Source organism: Massilia psychrophila (genome assembly GCF_002760665.1).
Classification (GTDB): Bacteria; Pseudomonadota; Gammaproteobacteria; order Burkholderiales; family Burkholderiaceae_D; genus JAFCUW01.
Window position 1 is genome coordinate 1 of the sequence record NZ_PDOB01000021.1, and the last position, 20,616, is coordinate 20,616.

The window sequence follows — 20,616 nt, forward strand, 5'->3', positions numbered from 1 at the left end:
ACAACGTGTCGATCACCGTCAAGCTGATCAACCCGATCGCGATGGAAGAAGGCCTGCGTTTCGCTATCCGTGAAGGCGGTCGTACCGTCGGCGCCGGCGTGGTTGCAAAGATCCTGAGCGAAGTCGCTGGCAAATAATAACTGAGTGGCAGGCCCGGCGGGCCTGTCGTTCGGGCCGGAGATTCTGGTGATCTCCGGTAAGGAAGTCGGTTGTTTGCCGCGGGCGTGTGCCCGGTGGTACAATAGCCGACTCCACTGAAGTTTTACGTAGGGACGTAGCTCAATTGGCAGAGCGTCGGTCTCCAAAACCGAAGGTTGGGGGTTCGATGCCCTCCGTCCCTGCCACCGTTCTGGTGCAGGGCACCGAAAGTTAAAAAGTATGTCTAATCAAACCGTGCAAACCGTCAGCACGTCGAACGACAAGTTTAAGGTAGTCCTGGCAGCAGTTGTCGCGATTGCCGGGGTGGTCGGGTTCTTTTACCTGAAAAGCCAAAATAAACCAGCTTTGATGTGCGCAGGCGCACTCGTGGCTGGTTTGGTTTTTGCCGTCCTGCTTTTGTGGGCATCCGCTGCCGGTCGCGATTTCCTGAACTTTGCCAAAGAAGCCGTTCGCGAGACCAAGAAAGTGGTTTGGCCTACCCGCAAGGAAGCTACCCAGATTACCGGCATCGTGTTCGCCTTCGTGCTGGTAATGGCGTTGTTTCTGTGGGGTACTGACCAGATTCTTCAATTTCTGTTGTACGACTTGATACTGAGCTGGAAATAATAATGAGCGAAATGCAAGATGACGTGCAGGGTGAGCCAATCCCTGTGCAAGATGCTGACGCACCGCTGAGCGTTCCGGTTAGTAGCAAGCGCTGGTACGTCGTCCATGCGTATTCGGGCATGGAAAAAAGCGTCATGCGTGCATTGACCGAGCGCGTCGAACGCGCCGGCATGCAAGAGCAATTCGGCCGTATCCTGGTCCCGGTTGAAGAAGTGGTCGAAGTCAAGAACGGCGTCAAGTCGGTCAGCGAGCGGCGTTTCTTTCCGGGCTATGTGCTGGTCGAGATGGAAATGACCGACGAGACGTGGCACCTGGTCAAGAACACCTCGAAGGTCACCGGTTTCATCGGCGGCAAGTCGAACAAGCCGACGCCGATCCCGGCGCGCGAGATCGACAAGATCATGCAGCAGATGCAAGAGGGCGTCGAAAAGCCGCGCCCGAAGGTGCTGTATGAAGTGGGCGAGCAGGTGCGCATCAAGGATGGTCCGTTCACCGACTTCAACGGCAACGTCGAAGAAGTCAACTACGAGAAATCCAAGGTCCGCGTCTCCGTCACCATCTTCGGCCGCGCAACCCCGGTCGAACTCGAGTTCGGCCAGGTCGAGAAAGTGTAACAACTTGGTGTCAATGCAGTGCGCCGCAGGTGCGTTGCCTCGATACCGAAAAATATAAATAGCCGCGTAACCGGGGCGGCGCCAAAGTCAGGCGGAACCCGGTAAGAGGAGCCTCGCCATTGTAATTCCGGCGGGGCGCTACTACTCAATCAAAGATAGGAGCCATCATGGCAAAGAAAATCATTGGTTTTATCAAGCTGCAAGTGCCAGCTGGTAAAGCAAACCCATCCCCACCGATCGGCCCTGCGCTCGGTCAGCGCGGCTTGAACATCATGGAATTCTGCAAGGCGTTCAACGCCCAGACCCAGGGCGTCGAGCCAGGCATGCCAATCCCGGTAGTGATTACCGCGTTCGCCGACAAGTCGTTCACCTTCGTGATGAAGACGCCGCCTGCGACGTACCTGATCAAGAAAGCCGCCGGCATCACCAAGGGTTCACCGAAGCCGCATACCGACAAAGTCGGTTCGCTGACGCGCGCCCAAGCTGAAGAAATCGCAAAAACAAAACAGCCTGATCTGACCGCTGCCGACATGGATGCTGCCGTTCGCATCATCGCCGGTTCCGCGCGTTCGATGGGCATCACGGTGGAAGGTGTTTAATCATGGCAAAACTGTCTAAGCGCGTTAAAGCAATCAAAGCCAAGGTCGATCGCAACAAGTCGTACGGCTTCGATAATGCAGTGGCCCTGGTCAAGGAATTCGCAACCGCCAAGTTCAACGAGTCAATCGACGTCTCGGTGCAGCTGGGTGTGGACCCGAAGAAATCGGATCAGGTCGTGCGCGGTTCCGTCGTGCTGCCAGCCGGCACCGGCAAGACCGTTCGCGTCGCTGTGTTCGCCACTGGCGAAAAAGCCGAGCAGGCGAAAGCCGCCGGCGCCGACATCGTCGGCATGGAAGACCTGGCTGAGATGGTTAAAGCCGGCAACATGCCTTTCGATATCGTCATCGCGTCGCCAGACACGATGCGTATCGTCGGTACCCTGGGCCAGATCCTGGGGCCGCGCGGCCTGATGCCTAACCCGAAAGTCGGCACCGTTACCGCCGACGTCGCTACGGCCGTGAAGAACGCCAAGGCCGGCCAGGTTCAATACCGTACCGACAAGGGCGGCATCATCCACGCCACGATCGGGCGCAAGTCGTTCGCCGACGCCGACCTGAAGTCGAACCTGGTTGCGTTGATCGATGCGCTGAACAAGGCCAAGCCAACGACGTCGAAAGGTGTTTACCTGCGCAAGGTATCGCTGTCGTCGACGATGGGCGCCGGCGTTCGCGTCGACCAGGGCTCGCTGGCTGCTTAAGTTTCAAGAATCAAGTCCTTTTGCTTAGTTACAGCTAGGCAGAGGGCATTACTTTGGGCTGGTCGGGATTTCCCGGCCGGACAATCAAAGACCGTTGGGCCGAAAGCAGACGTTGAGCCGGAGGTTAAAGCATCGTGCAGGTTTGCCTGCATACCCAACGCAGATGGTGCACCCGAGCAAGTTTTGTAGTCCATGTTGCAGGAATTTATTCCGCTCTTTGTACTTCTTAACTTCGGACGCCGTTGTTCGAACCGATGCAAGGCATTTGCCAAGCATCATTTAAGGAGGTTGACCGTGGGTCTCAATCTGAATGACAAAAAGGCCGTCGTCGCTGAAGTTTCCGCAAAAGTAGCTTCTGCGCAAACGATCGTCGTGGCCGAATATCGTGGCATCCAGGTTGGTCACTTGACGCAACTTCGTGCCAAAGCGCGTGCCCAAGGCGTGTACCTGCGTGTGTTGAAAAATACGCTCGCTCGTCGCTCCGTCGAAGGTACGCCGTTTGCAAGCCTGGCTGACGCCATGACCGGTCCGTTGATCTACTCGATCTCGGAAGATGCAGTTGCAGCAGCGCGAGTCATCAACGACTTCGCTAAAACCAACGACAAACTGGTCATCAAAGCCGGCAATTACGCAGGCAAGTCGCTCGATAAAGCGGCTGTTGCAGCGTTGGCAAGCATTCCTAGCCGTGACGTCCTCATCGCCCAGTTGTTGGGTGTGATGCTGGCTCCGGTATCGGGCTTTGCACGTGGTCTGGCTGCCTTGGCAGCGAAAAAAGGCGAAGGCGCCGCTCCAGCTGAAGAAGCTGTTGCAGAAGAAGCCCCAGCTGCAGCGTAAGCGCCGCACTTTTTTCTCAAGTAATCAATCTATTCAAACCAATTAGGAGTTTCAAATGGCAATCAGCAAAGACGACATCCTGGCAGCAGTTAGCGAAATGTCCGTAATGGACCTGAACGACCTGGTCAAGGCATTCGAAGAGAAGTTTGGCGTTTCCGCAGCAGCAATGTCGTCGGGCCCAGCGGCCGGCGCGGCAGCAGCTGTTGTTGAAGAGCAGACCGAATTCAACCTGATCCTGTCGGATTTCGGCGCGAACAAAGTCAGCGTCATCAAAGCAGTTCGCGAAATCACCGGCCTGGGCTTGAAAGAAGCTAAAGACCTGGTCGACGGCGCACCGAAGACGGTTAAAGAAGCAATCACGAAAGCGGACGCAGAAGCTGGCAAAGCCAAGCTCGAAGCCGCTGGCGCGAAAGCTGAAATCAAGTAATAGCAGCACCCGGCGGCTGTACCGCGCCAGAGTCAAAGCTTGCGGTTCCCTCCGAAAGGAAGGGAAGGCGGCTTTGGCTCTTTTGTCGTCCCTGTCGTATATGTAGTAAGGTAGTACCTTGGCTGTTAGCTTTATTATTTTTTTCACCTGACACAAAGTTCGAGACTTGAGGCCTTTCCAGGCCAAGACCCCTGGAAATTCCTGAATTCTCATCCTTTTGTCACTCACGGAGTGTCCATGCACTACTCATTTACTGAGAAGAAACGCATTCGCAAGTCATTCGCGAAGCGCGCCAACGTTCACAACGTTCCTTTCCTTCTGGCTACCCAGCTTGAATCCTACGAGAACTTTTTGCAAGCGGATACCATTCCGTCGACCCGCAAGAATGATGGCCTGCAGTCGGCTTTCACTTCGATTTTCCCGATCGTGTCGCACAATGGTTTTGCGCGCCTCGAGTTCCTGTCGTACGTCCTGGGCGATCCTGCCTTTGACGTCAAGGAATGCCAACAGCGCGGCCTGACGTTCGCGTCGCCGCTGCGCGCCAAGGTTCGCCTGGTGATCCTGGACAAGGAATCGCCGACCAAGCCTGTGGTCAAGGAAATGAAAGAGCAGGAAGTGTACATGGGCGAATTGCCGCTCATGACCACCACCGGCTCGTTCGTCATCAACGGCACCGAGCGCGTCATCGTGTCTCAGTTGCACCGTTCGCCGGGCGTGTTCTTCGAACACGACCGCGGCAAGACGCACTCGTCGGGTAAGCTGCTGTTCTCCGCACGGATCATTCCTTACCGCGGTTCATGGCTTGACTTCGAGTTCGACCCGAAAGACATCCTGTTCTTCCGCGTCGACCGCCGCCGCAAGATGCCAGTGACGATCCTGCTCAAGGCCATCGGCATGTCGCACGAGCAAATCCTGGCAAACTTCTTCGTGTTTGACAATTTCAACCTGCGCTCCGAAGGCGCCGAGATGGAATTTGTCGCCGAGCGCCTGCGTGGCGAAGTGGCCCGTTTTGACATCGTCGACAAGGCCGGCAAGGCGTTGGTGCTGAAGGACAAGCGCATCAACAGCAAGCACGTGCGCGACATCGAAGCGGCTGGCATCAAGCACATCTCCGTGCCTGAAGACTACCTGCTCGGCCGCGTACTGGCGAAAAACATCGTCGACCCGGACACCGGCGAAGTCGTGGCCTCCGCCAACGACGAGCTGACCGAAGAGCTGATGGGCCGCTTGCGCGACGCCGACATCACCGAAATCCAGACCTTGTATACCAACGACCTGGATCAGGGCGGCTACATCTCGCAAACCCTGCGTATCGACGACACCGCCGATCAGATGGCGTCGAAAGTGGCGATCTACCGCATGATGCGTCCTGGCGAGCCGCCAACCGAAGACTCGGTCGAAGCGCTGTTCAACGGCTTGTTCTACAGCCCTGAACGCTACGACCTGTCGGCCGTTGGCCGCATGAAGTTCAACCGCCGCATCGGCCGCGATGAACTGACCGGCATGATGACACTCTCGAACGAAGACGTGCTGGCCGTGATCAAGATCTTGGTGGAACTGCGCAATGGCCGCGGCGAAGTCGACGATATCGATCACCTCGGTAACCGCCGCGTACGTTGCGTCGGCGAACTGGCCGAAAACCAGTTCCGCGCCGGCCTGGTGCGCGTCGAGCGCGCCGTCAAGGAACGCTTGGGTCAAGCCGAAGCGGACAACCTGATGCCGCACGACCTGATCAACAGCAAGCCGATCTCGGCCGCAATCCGCGAGTTCTTCGGTTCGTCGCAGTTGTCGCAGTTTATGGACCAGACCAACCCGCTGTCGGAAATTACCCACAAGCGCCGCGTATCGGCGCTGGGACCCGGCGGTCTGACGCGCGAGCGTGCTGGCTTCGAGGTGCGCGACGTGCACCCGACCCACTACGGCCGCGTGTGCCCGATCGAAACCCCTGAGGGCCCGAACATCGGCCTGATCAACTCGCTGGCACTGTTTGCCCGCCTGAACGAGTACGGCTTCCTCGAGACGCCGTACCGCAAGGTCGAAAACAGCATGGTCACCGACAAGATCGACTACCTGTCGGCGATCGAAGAAGGCCGCTACATCATCGCCCAGGCGAACGCGACCATCTCGACCGAAGGCACGCTGTCGGACGAACTGGTATCGGCCCGTGAAGCCGGCGAGACCATCTTGGTGTCGCCGGAGCGCATCCAGTACATGGACGTGGCGCCGGGTCAGATCGTGTCGGTGGCGGCATCGCTGATCCCGTTCCTCGAGCACGATGACGCCAACCGCGCATTGATGGGTGCAAACATGCAGCGCCAGGCAGTGCCTTGCCTGCGCCCTGAAAAAGCGTTCGTCGGTACCGGTATCGAGCGCACTGTCGCGGTCGACTCGGGCACCACCGTGCAAGCGTTGCGTGGCGGCGTGGTGGACTACATCGATGCAGGCCGTGTGGTGATTCGCGTCAACGACGACGAGGCAACCGCCGGCGAAGTCGGTGTCGACATCTACAACCTGATCAAGTACACCCGTTCGAACCAGAACACCAACATCAACCAGCGTCCGATCGTGCAGGTTGGCGACCGCGTGGACAAGCGCGACGTGATCGCCGACGGCGCATCGACCGACCTGGGCGAACTGGCCCTGGGTCAGAACATGCTGGTCGCGTTCATGCCATGGAACGGTTTGAACTTCGAGGACTCGATCCTGATCTCGGAAAACGTCGTCAAGGACGACCGCTACACCTCGATTCACATCGAAGAGTTGTCGGTTGTCGCGCGCGACACCAAGCTCGGCGCGGAAGAAATCACCCGCGACATCTCGAACCTGGCCGAAAACCAGCTGGCTCGTCTCGATGAGTCGGGTATTGTCTACATCGGCGCCGAAGTGCAGGCTGGCGACACCTTGGTCGGTAAAGTGACGCCAAAAGGCGAAACCCAGCTGACCCCGGAAGAAAAGCTGCTGCGCGCGATTTTCGGCGAGAAGGCTTCGGACGTCAAAGACACCTCGCTGCGCGTGCCATCGGGCATGATCGGCACCGTCATCGACGTCCAAGTGTTTACCCGCGAAGGCATCGTCCGCGACAAGCGCGCCCAGCAGATCATCGATGATGAACTCAAGCGCTTCCGTCTCGACCTGAACGACCAGATGCGGATCGTCGAAGGCGACGCCTTCCAGCGTCTGGAAAAGATGCTGATCGGTAAAGTCGTCAATGGCGGCCCTAAAAAGCTGTCCAAGGGCGCGGCGATCACCAAGGATTACCTCGATGACCTCGACCGTTACCACTGGTTCGACATCCGTCCGAGCGAAGACGACGCCGCTACCGCCCTCGAAGCGATCAAGGAATCGATCGCCGAGAAGCGCCACCAGTTCGACCTGGCCTTCGAAGAGAAGCGCAAGAAGCTGACCCAAGGCGACGAGCTGCAGCCAGGCGTGCAAAAGATGGTCAAGGTCTACCTGGCCGTCAAGCGCCGCCTGCAGTCGGGCGACAAGATGGCCGGCCGTCACGGTAACAAGGGTGTGGTTTCCCGGATCGTGCCAGTCGAAGACATGCCGTACATGGCGGACGGTACCCCGGCCGACGTGGTACTCAACCCGCTGGGCGTGCCGTCACGGATGAACGTGGGCCAGATTCTTGAAACCCACCTGGGCTGGGCAGCCCGCGGCCTTGGCCTGCGCATCGGCGAAATGCTGAAGTCGCAAGCGAAGGTCATGGAAATGCGCACCTTCTTGAACACGATCTACAACGAGACCGGCAAGACGGAAGACCTGGACAACTTCAGCGACGACGAAATCATGTCGCTGGCAGGCAACCTGAAAAACGGTGTGCCGTTTGCGACGCCCGTGTTCGACGGCGCCCACGAGTCCGAGATTCGCCGCATGCTCGACCTGGCCTATCCTGACGACATCGCCAAGAAGCTTGGCATGACGCCGTCGAAAAACCAGGTCACGATGTACGACGGCCGTACCGGCGAGTCGTTCGAGCGCAAGGTTACCGTCGGCTACATGCACATGCTGAAATTGCACCACCTGGTCGACGACAAGATGCACGCCCGTTCGACCGGCCCGTACTCGCTGGTGACGCAGCAGCCACTGGGCGGTAAAGCCCAGTTCGGCGGCCAGCGCTTCGGTGAGATGGAAGTGTGGGCGCTGGAAGCGTACGGCGCCTCGTACGTGCTGCAAGAAATGTTGACCGTCAAGTCGGACGACGTCAACGGCCGTACCAAGGTCTACGAGAACCTGGTCAAAGGCGACCATGTGATCGAAGCCGGTATGCCGGAATCGTTCAACGTGCTGGTCAAGGAAATCCGTTCGCTGGGTATCGATATCGACCTGGAACGGAACTAAGCTCACGTCGCCCTCGCTAACGCGGGGGCCCATTTTCGTGGCAATTCAGCGAAATGGGGTTCCCGCTTCCGCGGGGACGACGGCGTAGCGGTAGCAACAGAATTTAGAAATTCAATCACCTGGAGTGATACATGAAAGCACTGCTCGATCTATTCAAGCAAGTTCAGCAAAACGAGACGTTCGACGCGATCAAGATCGGTCTGGCGTCGCCTGAAAAAATCCGTTCGTGGTCCTACGGTGAAGTCAAAAAGCCGGAAACCATCAACTATCGTACCTTCAAGCCTGAGCGCGACGGCCTGTTTTGTGCCAAGATTTTTGGTCCTATCAAGGACTACGAGTGCCTGTGCGGCAAGTACAAGCGCCTGAAACACCGCGGCGTGATCTGCGAAAAATGCGGCGTCGAAGTCACGCTGGCCAAGGTGCGCCGCGAGCGCATGGGCCACATCGAACTGGCCTCGCCTACCGCGCACATCTGGTTCCTCAAATCGCTGCCGTCGCGCCTGGGCATGGTGCTCGACATGACGCTGCGCGATATCGAACGCGTGCTCTATTTTGAGGCATACGTCGTCACCGATCCGGGCATGACGCCGCTGAAAAAGTGCCAGATCATGTCGGAAGACGATTACGCCGCCAAGTACGAAGAGTACGGCGACGACTTCACGGCATTCATGGGCGCCGAAGGCATCCGTGAGTTGCTGCGTTCGATCGACATCCACCGCGATGCCGAAGCGCTGCGCGTCGAGCTGAAGGAATCGAAGTCCGAAGCGAAGATCAAGAAATACGCCAAGCGCCTCAAAGTGCTCGAGGCGTTCCAGCGTTCGGGCATCAAGCCGGACTGGATGATCATGGAAGTGCTGCCGGTGCTGCCGCCGGAACTGCGTCCATTGGTGCCGCTGGACGGCGGCCGCTTTGCGACCTCCGACCTGAACGACCTGTATCGCCGCGTCATCAACCGTAATAACCGCCTCAAGCGCCTGATGGAACTGCGCGCGCCGGAAATCATTACGCGTAACGAAAAGCGCATGCTGCAAGAAGCGGTCGACTCGCTGCTGGACAACGGCCGTCGCGGCAAAGCGATGACCGGCGCCAACAAGCGTCCACTTAAGTCCCTGGCAGAAATGATCAAGGGCAAGGGCGGCCGTTTCCGTCAGAACTTGCTGGGCAAGCGCGTCGACTATTCGGGCCGTTCCGTCATCGTCGTCGGTCCTCAGCTCAAACTGCACCAGTGCGGCTTGCCGAAACTGATGGCGCTGGAACTGTTCAAGCCATTCATCTTCAACAAGCTCGAACTGATGGGCCTGGCAACCACGATCAAGGCGGCGAAAAAACTGGTCGAGATCCAGGAGCCGGTGGTCTGGGACATCCTGGAAGACGTGATCCGTGAACACCCGATCATGCTCAACCGTGCGCCGACGCTGCACCGCCTCGGTATCCAGGCGTTCGAGCCGGTCCTGATCGAAGGCAAGGCCATCCAGCTGCACCCGCTCGTCTGCGCCGCGTTCAACGCCGACTTCGACGGCGACCAGATGGCTGTCCACGTCCCGCTGTCGATCGAAGCACAGATGGAAGCGCGCACGCTGATGCTGGCGTCGAACAACATCTTGTTCCCGTCGAACGGCGAGCCGTCGATCGTGCCGTCGCAGGACATCGTGCTGGGTCTGTATTACGCAACGCGCGAAGCGATCAATGCCAAGAACGAAGGCATGCTGTTCACTGACGTATCCGAAGTGATCCGCGCCTACGACAACAAGGAAGTGGAACTGACGACCCGTATCACGGTACGTATCGTCGAGAACCCGAAAAACCTCGAGACCGAAGAGTTCGAGCGCACCGTCACGCGCTACGAGACCACCGTCGGCCGCGCGATCCTGTCCGAAATCCTGCCGCATGGCCTGCCGTTCTCGGTACTCAACAAGGCCCTGAAGAAAAAAGAGATTTCGAAGCTGATCAACACGTCGTTCCGCAAGTGCGGCCTGCGTGCCACCGTCGTGTTCGCCGACAAGCTGATGCAGTCCGGTTTCCGTCTCGCCACGCGCGCCGGTATCTCGATCGCCGTCGACGACATGCTGGTACCGCCGCAGAAGGTCACCCTGATTGCAGCTGCCGAGCAGGAAGTCAAGCAGATCGAACAGCAGTATTCGTCCGGCCTGGTCACTTCCGGCGAGCGTTACAACAAGGTCGTCGACATCTGGGGCAAGACCTCGGACGAAGTCGGCAAGGCCATGATGGACCAGCTGAAAGTCGAAGACGTCATCAAGCGCGACGGCACCAAGTCGACGCAGGAATCGTTCAACGCGATTTACATGATGGCCGACTCCGGCGCGCGCGGTTCCGCCGCCCAGATTCGCCAGCTGGCCGGTATGCGAGGCCTGATGGCCAAGCCTGACGGCTCGATCATCGAGACGCCAATTACCGCGAACTTCCGCGAAGGCCTGAACGTGCTTCAGTACTTCATTTCGACCCACGGCGCGCGTAAAGGCTTGGCCGACACCGCGTTGAAAACGGCGAACTCGGGTTACCTGACACGCCGCCTGGTCGACGTGACGCAGGACTTGGTCGTCATCGCTGACGATTGCGGCACCACCAACGGCGCGCTGATGAAGGCGCTGGTCGAAGGCGGTGAAGTGATCGAAGCGCTGCGCGACCGTATCCTCGGCCGCGTCAACGTGCACGACATCGTCAATCCTGAAACCCAGGAAACCTTGTACGAAGCGGGCTCGCTGCTCGACGAAGACATGGTCGAAGAGATCGAGCGTCTGTCGATCGACGAAGTCAAGGTCCGTACGCCACTCACTTGCGACACTCGCTTCGGCCTGTGCGCAATGTGCTACGGCCGCGATCTCGGCCGCGGCAGCATGGTCAACGCCGGTGAAGCCGTCGGCGTGATCGCTGCGCAGTCGATCGGTGAGCCGGGTACCCAGCTGACCATGCGTACGTTCCACATCGGTGGTGCGGCATCACGCGCGGCAGTGGCGTCGTCGGTGGAAGCGAAGTCGAACGGTACCATCCGTTTCACCGCGACCATGCGTTACGTCACCAACGGCAAGGGCGCCCAGATCGTCATTTCCCGTTCCGGCGAAGTGCTGATCACGGACGACCATGGCCGTGAGCGCGAGCGTCACAAGGTGCCGTACGGCGCCACCTTGATCGTCAAGGATGGCCTGGTCATCAAGGCCGGCACGGCTTTGGCAACCTGGGATCCGCTGACCCGTCCGATCATTACCGAGTACGCCGGTATGGTCCGCTTCGAGAACGTGGAAGAGGGCGTCACCGTCGCTCGCCAGGTCGATGACGTCACTGGCCTGTCGACGTTGGTGGCGATCGACGCGAAGCGTCGTGGTTCGCTGACGAAAACGTTGCGTCCGCAAGTGAAACTGCTCAACGAGAACAACGAAGAAGTCAAGATCGCCGGCACCGAGCACTCGGTGGCGATCGGCTTCCAGGTTGGCGCGCTGATCATGGTCAAGGACGGCCAGTCGGTATCGGTCGGCGAAGTGCTGGCACGTATCCCAACCGAATCGCAGAAGACGCGCGACATCACCGGTGGTCTGCCACGGGTGGCCGAGCTGTTCGAAGCGCGTTCGCCGAAAGACGCCGGCATGCTGGCGGAAGTCACCGGTACGGTCGCCTTCGGTAAAGAGACCAAGGGCAAGCAGCGTCTGGAAATCACGGACATGGACGGCAACAAGCACGAGTTCCTGATCACCAAGGACAAGCAAGTGCTGGTACACGACGGCCAGGTAGTGAACAAGGGCGAGATGATTGTCGACGGCCCGGCCGATCCACAAGACATCTTGCGCTTGCTCGGTATCGAAGCGCTGGCCCGTTACATCGTCGACGAAGTGCAGGACGTATATCGTCTGCAAGGCGTGAAGATCAACGACAAGCACATCGAAGTGATCGTGCGCCAGATGCTGCGCCGGGTTCAGATCGTCGAAGCAGGGGACGCCAACTACATCGTCGGCGAACAGGTCGAGCGTTCGGAACTGCTGGACGAAAACGACCGCGTCAGCGCCGCCGGCAAGATTCCGGCGACGTACGAAAACGTCCTGCTGGGTATCACCAAGGCATCGCTGTCGACCGACTCGTTTATTTCGGCCGCATCGTTCCAGGAAACCACCCGCGTGTTGACGGAAGCGGCAATCATGGGCAAGCGCGACGGTTTGCGCGGTCTGAAAGAGAACGTGATTGTCGGCCGCCTGATTCCTGGCGGTACCGGCCTCGCATTCCACCGCGCCAAGAAGGAAAAAGAAGCGTGGGAAGTGGAAGAGCGTGCGGCGTTGCTGCAGCAAGAGAAGGCCAATATGGCTTCCGAGCTGCAGGCGATGGAAGACAGCACGGCTGCTGCGGCACATCAGGGTGACGACGCTTAATTAGTTAGTTGTCCACACGAAAACGGCACCGAGGAGAGATCCCGGTGCCGTTTTTTTGTCTGCGTAAAACGCAAACGTACTGCTGGGTGTTACCAGAGCATCGCCTGCGCCGAAGGCGCTATTTAAGCTTGAGTTCTCGTCTGACATACGGCAGCAAACGCTCGCGCTGAGCTGCACCCTTGCTTTCGCCAAGCGATACATACAGCGTCATCAGAAAGCTTTTCAAGTTGTGCCGATGCGCCAGGCGCGGTGCAAACCGGCCGCGTCTTGCCGCTTCAGGCTTGCTAACCACGCCGTGCGCAAGCTGCGCAGGATCGAGCTGGTCGGATCGCATCCAGGTCTCCAGCATTTCAGAGTCGACGTCGCCGGGCTGGATCATGGCCTGTTGCCGCCGGTTGGGGGTGCTTGACGACGCCGTGGCTTCAGCCATATCGTCGGGTTTTTTTCCACTGCAGCGTACGGTCATTTTCCTTTGACGTGGCGCTTTAAGTGCCCGCTGCTGGGTAACGACAGTGCTTTTTTTAGCACGCCGCAAGGGGTTCACCGGCGCGTGTGTAATAGACGGTCAGTAAAAGCGTAAAATCGGTGTTCGACTTACATCCTGATTGGAGATTAACAATGGGTTTCGATACTTTCTTGTCGCGGCTGAAAAGCAAAGCCAGCGAACTGAAGACGGAAGCGCTGAAATACAAGAACAAGGACTTCCTCAATGCGGCCATGGCCGGCTGCGCCCTGGTTGCCATGGCCGATGGCAGCGTCAGCGCTGAAGAAAAGCAGAAGATGACCAAATTCATCGAAAGCAATGACGCTTTGTCGGTGTTTACGACCAGCGACGTGATCAAGGCGTTCCAGGAGTATGTTGGCCAGCTCGAGTTCGACAAGCATATCGGCGAAGCGAAGGCGTTCCAGGCGCTGCACAAGATGAAATCGAACGAGGGCGCCGCCCGGCTGCTGGTGCGGATGGTCATCGCGGTTGCTTCTTCGGACGGCAATTTCGATGCGAGTGAGCAGGCCGTGGCAAGCAAGATCGTCAAGGAACTGGGCTTGAACCCGTCGGAGTTTGAATTGACGTAAGTGACGCTGCAGCCGTCCAAACGAAAACGGCACCGGAAGCAATCCCGGTGCCGTTTTTCATGATCTGCGCGGGCGCGAAAGGTCTACAGCGCCGCGTTGCCCCTTGAACTCGCATACGCCAGCGCCGGCTGACGCGATGCCAGTAGCGCCCCGATAAACAGCGCCAGCGCCGAATAGATCAACCCGCGCTGCAAACCGCCGGGCCCGTCGGCGATCCAGCCGATCACGGAAGGGCCGACGATCTGGCCGAGCGCGAATACGGTCGTAAAAGCGCTGATGCCGGACGACCATGCGTGGGTCGGCAAGTTGTGGCGCACCAGCGCAGTGGTGGACGCCACCACCGACAGGAAAATCGCGCCGAACAGCACGCCTGATGCGAATATGAGCGGCGCCGCCGCGGTCAGCGCCGGCAAGAGGGTCGCCACGCCGAGTACGCCATTCAAAATTGCCATCGACTGGCCGCCTTTAAAACGGTCCAGCATGCGCGCCCAGATCCGCGACGACGCCATCACGGCCACGCCCAGCAACGAGTAGAACCAGGTAATGGTGGCGCCGCTCATGCCTTGCTCCTTAAGCAGGGCGATCACGAACGTCATGTAACCAATGTAGCCGACGCCGAACATGAAGTAGCCGGCCAGGCCGAACACGAAAGGTTTCACGCGAAAATTGCCGTGCGGGTTCGGTGCCGACGGGGCGCCGTCGACGTGCTTAGCCGGCAGCGCCATTGCCAGCGTCGCCACCAGGCATACGGCGCCCAGCGCGACCCACGCCCATTGCCACGCATGCGCCGCGCCTTGGGCATGGGCGGCAGCCAGCGCGAAAGGCACCAGCAATGCCGACACCACGATGCCAACGCCGGTGCCGCCATAATAAATGCCGATCAACAGGCCGGCCCGGTCCGGATGCAGCAAGCTGAGCCGCGCGGCCAGGACGCCACCGGAAATGAAAATAAAGGCGCTGGCGATGCCGGCCAGCACGCGCTGCAGGATCAGCAGTTCCGTATTGACGGTCAGGCCGGACAACATCATGAATACGCCCGCCAGTACCGCGCCGCCGACCAGGGCGCTCTGCGCGCCGGCGCGCCGCATCAGGGCAGGGGTGATCAGCGCGCCGATAAAGTAACCGAGGGCGTTGCCGGTATTTATGGCGCCCGATAAAAAGTAAGTCCAGCCTAGGTCATCGCGCATCGGCGGCAACAGCAAGGCGTAGGAAAACCGCGATAGCCCGAGCGAAATTGCCGCGCCCAGGGACAAGGCGAGCGCCGTCAAGAACGGCCGGCGGCTGGCGAACGATTGCGGGCCGGGGACAAGGCCTAACGAGGATTTCAAGGGACTGCTCATGTTGATATTGATGTCGATGTTGTAAGATGGTTCATGCTTGAATCTTATAGCGTTATCAGGTCGGCGCAAACGCAATCCATGCATGCTTTGCATGCGTTTGGCGAATGAGTCGTGCCCGCCATTTCTTGTTCAGGATAATCCTATAAAAAATACACCCAATGCGATGCTTCTGAACTTGCCGCCGCTGGACGCCATTCGCGGCTTCGTTGCTGTCGCGCGTCGGATGAGTATTACGCTGGCGGCAAACGACTTGTGCCTGACGCAGTCGGCCGTGAGCCGCCAGGTGCAAAGCCTGGAAGAGCATCTCGGTACGCCGCTGCTGATCCGAAAACACCGCTCCATTGCCCTTACTGCCGAGGGAGCACGGCTGTTCGAATTAGCTTTGCCGTGGTTGGAGCGCTTGTCCGAATACAGCCAATCACTGCGCCAAGGCGAGCGCTTGCGCCCGGTGACGATTACCGCGGCAATCAGTGCGGCGGCGCTGTGGATACTGCCGCGGCTGGGCGCTTTTCAGGCGCTTCATCCGAATATCGACGTGCGGGTGTCGGCAAATAACCGCGTGGTCAACCTGAAACACGACAGCGTCGACCTGGCGATCCGTTACGCGCGACAAAGCGAGGTGCCGGTTGGGGCCATCCGGCTGTTCGGTGAAAAAGTGCTGCCGGTGGCAAGCCAGAAAGTGGCCGCCCGCGCCTTTAATAATCCTCATGCACTGCTGGACGAAGTCCTGCTCGAGTTCGACGAAATGGCCCGGCCCTGGCTGCAATGGTCTGACTGGCTGCTCGCCACCGGCATGCCGCAGGCAAAACCGAAAGCGTATTTGCACCTCAACCAGTACGACCAGGTGATCCAGGCTGCAATCGAAGGGCATGGCATTGCGCTGGGACGGGTGGCGCTGATACTGCCCATGTTAAAGGACGGGCGCCTGGTCGCACTTGCCGCTCTTGCCGACAGCAGCTTCGGTAACAGCGATTACGCTTACTGGCTGATCGACGAGTCGCCAATACCGCGCAGCGACGTGCGGGAATTTCGCGACTGGATCATCGGCGAAGTGCAACAGAGCGTCGCCGAGCTCGAAGCGATGGGCATCGGCCACCGGCCTTGACGCTGCGTCTTTATGCCCGCGCTGTAGTGGACTGCTTCTAGCGTGTTCTACCCATATGCCGATATACTCGCTCGCTTCCATCAGGCAAAAGGGCTTTCGTTTCATGAAATTCGAACACACAGTAGTAGTATCGATGATGTTGATGGCGATTGCGCCGGTACAGGCCGGCGAGACTGAACAGCATTTATTGCGCTGCGCCGTCCTCGGCGACTCCAGCGCGCGGCTCGGCTGCTTCGACGCACTGTCCAAGCAGGCGGAAAAGGCCGACACGAGCGCGCCGGCAGTCGTGTCGACCGGCACCGGCAGCGTGGCGGCGGCCGCGCCGGTCGACGTCCTGGCCATCGCGCCCAAGCCGGCAGCCAGGGTAATGACGCCCGACACGCCGATTTCGCGCATGTCGCAGGAGTGGGAACTGAACGATGCCGCCAAGCGCGGCCGCTACGCCGTGCATCAGCTGTCCGACAATTACCTGCTGCTGGCCAACCAGAGCAACGCCACCAATGACCGCCCGTTTCGCGCCCTGCTGCCGGCGGGCTACAAGTCGAAGCATGCCGAGCTGACCTATCAACTCAGCTTCAAGGCGAAATTGCTGGAAGGCGTCGCCAATACGCCGATCGACATCTGGGCCGGCTACACGCAGAAGAGTTTCTGGCAGGCGTATGCGCGCTCGGAATCGAGCCCATTTCGCGAGACGAACTATCAGCCTGAAGTCATGGCGGTGCTGCCGATCAACAAGCAGTTAGGTCCGGTCAACCTGCGCTTCGCATCGATCGGCTTCATCCACCAGTCGAACGGCCAGTCGGCAACGCTGTCGCGCAGCTGGAACCGGTTCTACGGCCAGATGGGCCTGGAAAGCGGCAACCTGGGCGTCACCGCCCGTATCTGGAAGCGGCTCGACAATGCCAAGTCGAACAACGACAACGCGGACATCACCGATTTTCTCGGCAATGGCGACGTGCGCATCACCTACCGCGACAAGGGGTTCGAATACTCGGCAATGCTGCGGCGCAATTTCGATACCGGCAACGGCGCCGTGCAGGCAGGATTTGCTTTTCCGCTGGCGGTCAATTTGAAGGGTTATGCGCAACTGTTTTCGGGCTACGGGCAAAGTTTGATTGACTACAACTATGCGCAGAAGTCGTTGGGTTTGGGCGTGCTGATGGATTTTTAAGGTAGCTCCAGCCCGTCGTCCTCGCGAACGCGGGGACCCCATGACGATAAGACCTGATAGCGTTTAACGAAGCAAAAAATCGTTACGGATGGGGCAAGCTAATGGGGTCCCCTCAGTCGCGAGGACGGCTGGTAATTGCTCCGCACAACTGCCCATTGCACCCTGCACATTCGCACCGACGGCGCTATGCTGACGAATTGCCGGGCATCGTTGCCTGGCTTTCATTTCGATGGGAGTTCCAGACATGCGCTATCACCCGCTCGGCCATACCGGACTGTTCGTTTCAGAGCTGTGCCTTGGCACCATGACCTTCGGCGGCTCGGAAGGCATGTGGGGCAAGATCGGCGACCTGCAGCAGGGCGATGCCGAACGGTTGATCGGGCAGTCGATCGACGCCGGCATCAATTTCATCGATACGGCCGACGTCTACGCCGACGGCATGGCGGAGCAAATCACCGGCCAGGCCCTCAAAAATCTGAACATCCCGCGCGACGAGGTGCTGGTCGCCACCAAGGTGTTCGGCGAGACCGGCAAGGGGCCGAACGCCCGCGGTGCTTCGCGCAGCCACATCCTGGACGGCGTCAAGGCCAGCCTGAAGCGGCTGCAACTCGACCATATCGACCTGTACCAGTTGCACGGTTTCGACCCGGCCACCCCGATCGAAGAGACCCTGCGCGCGCTCGACCAAATTGTGCGGCATGGCCACGTGCGCCACATCGGCGTGTCGAACTGGGCGGCGTGGCAGATCGCCAAGGCACTCGGCATTTCCGAACGCCTGGGCCTGGCGCGCTTCGATTGCCTGCAGGCGTATTACAGCGTGGCCGGGCGCGATCTCGAACGCGAGCTGATTCCGATGCTGCGCAGCGAAGGACTCTCCTTGATGGTGTGGAGTCCGCTCGCGGGCGGTCTGCTCAGCGGCAAGTACGGCCGCGAACAAAATGAACAACAGGCCGAGGAAGGCAGCCGCCGCGTCGCCTTCGACTTTCCGCCGGTCGACAAGGAGCGCGCCTGGGATTGCATCGACGTCATGCGCCCGATGGCTGAAGCAAAAGGCGTGTCGGTGGCGCAGGTGGCGCTGGCCTGGCTGCTGCACCAGCCGCAGGTGACCAGCGTCATCGTCGGCGCCAAGCGGCCCGAGCAGCTTGCCGACAACATCGCCGCCACCCAGGTGACGTTGAGCGCGGCCGAGCTCGAACAAATCGACGGCTGCAGCCGGCTGCCGTCCGAATATCCGGGCTGGATGTTCGAGCGGCAGGGCGAGTTCAGGCGCAAGCAGTTAGCCGAGGCACGCCGGTCCTAAGTACTCGTCGAGAAATAAATGTGAGGTTTTGGCAAACAGAACCGGATGCGATGCAAGGCGGTCGGTGCGCCGCAGTGCGAGCACTGCAAGCAGCGGCCAACACAGCAGCGCGGCGGTTATGGACGCCAAAATGCACATTTATTTTTTGGCGGGTACTTAAGACTTGGCTGTCATGCGCAGTCCGCTTACAGCCCGCCAGAGCGCACCTTGCCGAACGCATCGCCAGCTTTCCACGCCGGCATCTTTGGCGTATTGGCGATCATGCGGCCGAGGTTCAAGGTAAATTGCGCCTGCTGCACCATGCCCGCCAGGTTCCAGGCCGCATCGTACTCGTCCGACACCTGGTGGTAGCGCTGCTCGCCGTACGTCTCGGCCTTGGCGGTCGATGCCGCGGCATCGACGATGTAATCGCGGCCCCCGGCAATCGAAAACGCCGGGATGCCCGATTTGGCGAAGCTGAAATGGTCGCTGCGGAAGTATCCGCCGGACAGGTCCGGTTTCGGCATCGCCACTTTCAGGCCCATCGATTTCGCCGCCGCTTCGGCCATGGCGCCAAGCTCGGTGCGCTCGCTGCCCTGGGTGCCGATGTCGCGCGTGGCGCCAACCCAGTTCAGGCTGTCGAGGTTCAGGTTGGCGGCGGTCTTGTTGGCTGGCCACAGGGGGCTGGCCGCGTAGGCCGCGCTGCCCAGCAGGCCTTGTTCTTCGGCCGCCACCCACAGGAACATCTGGCTGCGTTTGGCCGGCGACTTCGACGCCTCGAGCGCCATCGCCAACAAACCCGCCGAGCCGGTGGCGTTGTCGACGGCGCCGTTGTAGATGGTGTCGCCGCTGTCGCCGCTGTCGCCATCCTTGCCTTGCTTGCCCAGGTGATCCCAATGCGCGCTGTAAATAACGACCTCGTCCTTGAGCTTCGGATCGGTGCCCGGCACGATGCCGGCCACGTTGAACTGGTCGATCAGGCGCACCTCGGCGCGCGTCTCGCCCTTGACCTTGGCGTTGATCGCCACCGGCTTGAAATTTTTATTTTCGGCTGCCGTGCGCAAGGCGTCGAGGTCGTGCCCGGCCGCCTTGAACAGGCCGCGCGCGCTCGACTCCGTCATCCAGCCTTGCATCGCGCTACCGCCCTTGCCACTGGCCAGTTGAAAGCGTTCGGCCAGCCAGCTGTTCTGCACCACGCTCCAGCCGTAGGACGCCGAGGCGTCGGTGTGGATCAGCAACACGCCGGCGGCGCCGTGGCGGGCGGCTTCTTCGAATTTATAGGTCCAGCGGCCGTAATAGGTCAGGCCCTTGCCGCCGAAACGGTCCGGTTCAAGGCTTGTGGGCATCGGGTCGTTGACCATCATTACCAGCACTTTGCCCTTGCAGTCAATGCCCTTGTAGTCGTCCCAGCCCTGCTCGGGTGCCGTAATGCCGTAGCCGACGAACACCAGTTCGGCGTCCATCGCGTGTATCGCGGTGGCGTCGCCCGGCGCCCATACCCAGTCCTTGCCGAACGTCAGCGCCTGCGCCTTGCCGCCCGCTTCCAGCACAACGCTGCTGGCCTGGGGAGAGGCCTTGATGCCGGCGATCTTGACGCTCTGGCGGTAACTGTTGCCGTTGCCCGGTTTTAATCCCGCCGCCATCGCCTGCGATTCGAGGTAGGCCACCGCCAGGTCGCCGCCGCGCTGGCCGGTGCCGCGCCCTTCCAGCATGTCGCTGGAAAGAAACTGCAGGTGAGCGCGCAACGGCGCTTCCTTGACGGTAAGTGCGGTCGGCGCGGTCGCTGGAATGGGTGCGGCATGTGCCGGCATGGCGAACGCGACGCTGGTGGCGAAGGCGCTGCCAATGGCAGAGGAAAGCATCTTTTGCATGGGTTCCTGGTACGAAAATGTGAAGGGAGGGCTGCCCGTCATGCGGGAAGCGAGACGAGCGGCCATTGTACCTGTCCGCTGTGTTGCCTTACCGCATTCTCTAGCGAAACACCAGCGTGTCG

The 20,616-nt window shown here is 59.8% G+C and carries 16 protein-coding genes and 1 tRNA gene; 14 read left to right on the plus strand and 3 right to left on the minus strand.

What is annotated here, in order from left to right; all coding sequences use genetic code 11:
• From CR103_RS13570 to rpoC, 10 genes are all read left to right on the plus strand, one after another.
• A partial coding sequence (locus CR103_RS13570; protein WP_502510952.1) for an EF-Tu C-terminal domain-related protein occupies positions 1-137 on the plus strand: 137 nt, incomplete at its 5' end.
• A gap of 131 nt (positions 138-268) precedes the next feature.
• Positions 269-344, plus strand: a tRNA-Trp gene (locus tag CR103_RS13575).
• A 34-nt stretch (positions 345-378) separates the two neighbouring features.
• Positions 379-765 (plus strand): preprotein translocase subunit SecE, encoded by a 387-nt coding sequence (secE, locus tag CR103_RS13580; RefSeq protein WP_099916522.1) that lies wholly within the window; start codon positions 379-381, stop codon positions 763-765.
• 11 nt (positions 766-776) lie between these two features.
• Positions 777-1,379, plus strand: a complete 603-nt coding sequence (nusG, locus tag CR103_RS13585; RefSeq protein ID WP_370659444.1) for a transcription termination/antitermination protein NusG — start codon at positions 777-779, stop codon at positions 1,377-1,379.
• 167 nt (positions 1,380-1,546) lie between these two features.
• Complete coding sequence (gene rplK / locus CR103_RS13590) at positions 1,547-1,978, plus strand: 50S ribosomal protein L11 (protein WP_099916524.1); 432 nt, start codon at positions 1,547-1,549, stop codon at positions 1,976-1,978.
• Between the two features lie 2 nt (positions 1,979-1,980).
• Positions 1,981-2,676 carry a 50S ribosomal protein L1 gene (rplA, locus tag CR103_RS13595; RefSeq protein ID WP_099916525.1) on the plus strand — a complete coding sequence of 232 codons (696 nt, stop codon included), beginning with the start codon at positions 1,981-1,983 and terminating at the stop codon, positions 2,674-2,676.
• Between the two features lie 294 nt (positions 2,677-2,970).
• On the plus strand, positions 2,971-3,510 hold the full coding sequence (gene rplJ, locus CR103_RS13600; RefSeq protein WP_099916562.1) for a 50S ribosomal protein L10: 540 nt from the start codon (positions 2,971-2,973) through the stop codon (positions 3,508-3,510).
• Positions 3,511-3,565: 55 nt separating this feature from the next.
• Positions 3,566-3,937, plus strand: a complete 372-nt coding sequence (gene rplL / locus CR103_RS13605) for a 50S ribosomal protein L7/L12 (RefSeq protein ID WP_099916526.1) — start codon at positions 3,566-3,568, stop codon at positions 3,935-3,937.
• A 237-nt stretch (positions 3,938-4,174) separates the two neighbouring features.
• The gene (gene rpoB, locus CR103_RS13610) at positions 4,175-8,281 is read left to right on the plus strand and encodes a DNA-directed RNA polymerase subunit beta (protein ID WP_099916527.1); all 4,107 of its coding nucleotides are present in this window, start codon (positions 4,175-4,177) and stop codon (positions 8,279-8,281) included.
• A gap of 131 nt (positions 8,282-8,412) precedes the next feature.
• A complete protein-coding gene (rpoC, locus tag CR103_RS13615; protein WP_099916528.1) occupies positions 8,413-12,654 on the plus strand; it encodes a DNA-directed RNA polymerase subunit beta' in 4,242 nt (1,413 codons plus the stop codon).
• A gap of 118 nt (positions 12,655-12,772) precedes the next feature.
• Here the strand turns inward: rpoC and CR103_RS13620 are convergent, their stop codons facing one another.
• Positions 12,773-13,120 (minus strand): hypothetical protein, encoded by a 348-nt coding sequence (locus CR103_RS13620; protein ID WP_218968486.1) that lies wholly within the window; start codon positions 13,118-13,120, stop codon positions 12,773-12,775.
• 152 nt (positions 13,121-13,272) lie between these two features.
• On the opposite strand from CR103_RS13620, the gene CR103_RS13625 reads away from it, so the two are divergent.
• Complete coding sequence (locus CR103_RS13625) at positions 13,273-13,728, plus strand: tellurite resistance TerB family protein (protein ID WP_099916530.1); 456 nt, start codon at positions 13,273-13,275, stop codon at positions 13,726-13,728.
• A gap of 83 nt (positions 13,729-13,811) precedes the next feature.
• Here the strand turns inward: CR103_RS13625 and CR103_RS13630 are convergent, their stop codons facing one another.
• On the minus strand, positions 13,812-15,068 hold the full coding sequence (locus CR103_RS13630; protein ID WP_099916531.1) for a YbfB/YjiJ family MFS transporter: 1,257 nt from the start codon (positions 15,066-15,068) through the stop codon (positions 13,812-13,814).
• 163 nt (positions 15,069-15,231) lie between these two features.
• Here CR103_RS13630 and CR103_RS13635 point away from each other — a divergent pair, with 163 nt between their 5' ends.
• The 3 genes from CR103_RS13635 (at position 15,232) to CR103_RS13645 (ending at position 18,644) form a co-directional block, all read left to right on the plus strand.
• The gene (locus CR103_RS13635) at positions 15,232-16,173 is read left to right on the plus strand and encodes a LysR substrate-binding domain-containing protein (protein WP_099916532.1); all 942 of its coding nucleotides are present in this window, start codon (positions 15,232-15,234) and stop codon (positions 16,171-16,173) included.
• Between the two features lie 103 nt (positions 16,174-16,276).
• A complete protein-coding gene (locus tag CR103_RS13640; protein WP_229443055.1) occupies positions 16,277-17,344 on the plus strand; it encodes a phospholipase A in 1,068 nt (355 codons plus the stop codon).
• 244 nt (positions 17,345-17,588) lie between these two features.
• Positions 17,589-18,644, plus strand: coding sequence for an aldo/keto reductase (locus CR103_RS13645; RefSeq protein WP_099916533.1), 1,056 nt, complete (start codon positions 17,589-17,591; stop codon positions 18,642-18,644).
• A gap of 185 nt (positions 18,645-18,829) precedes the next feature.
• Here CR103_RS13645 and CR103_RS13650 read toward each other — a convergent pair whose 3' ends face one another.
• Entirely contained in the window at positions 18,830-20,494 is a 1,665-nt protein-coding gene (locus CR103_RS13650) for a M28 family peptidase (protein WP_099916534.1), read from the minus strand.
• Between the last annotated feature and the right edge of the window lie 122 nt (positions 20,495-20,616).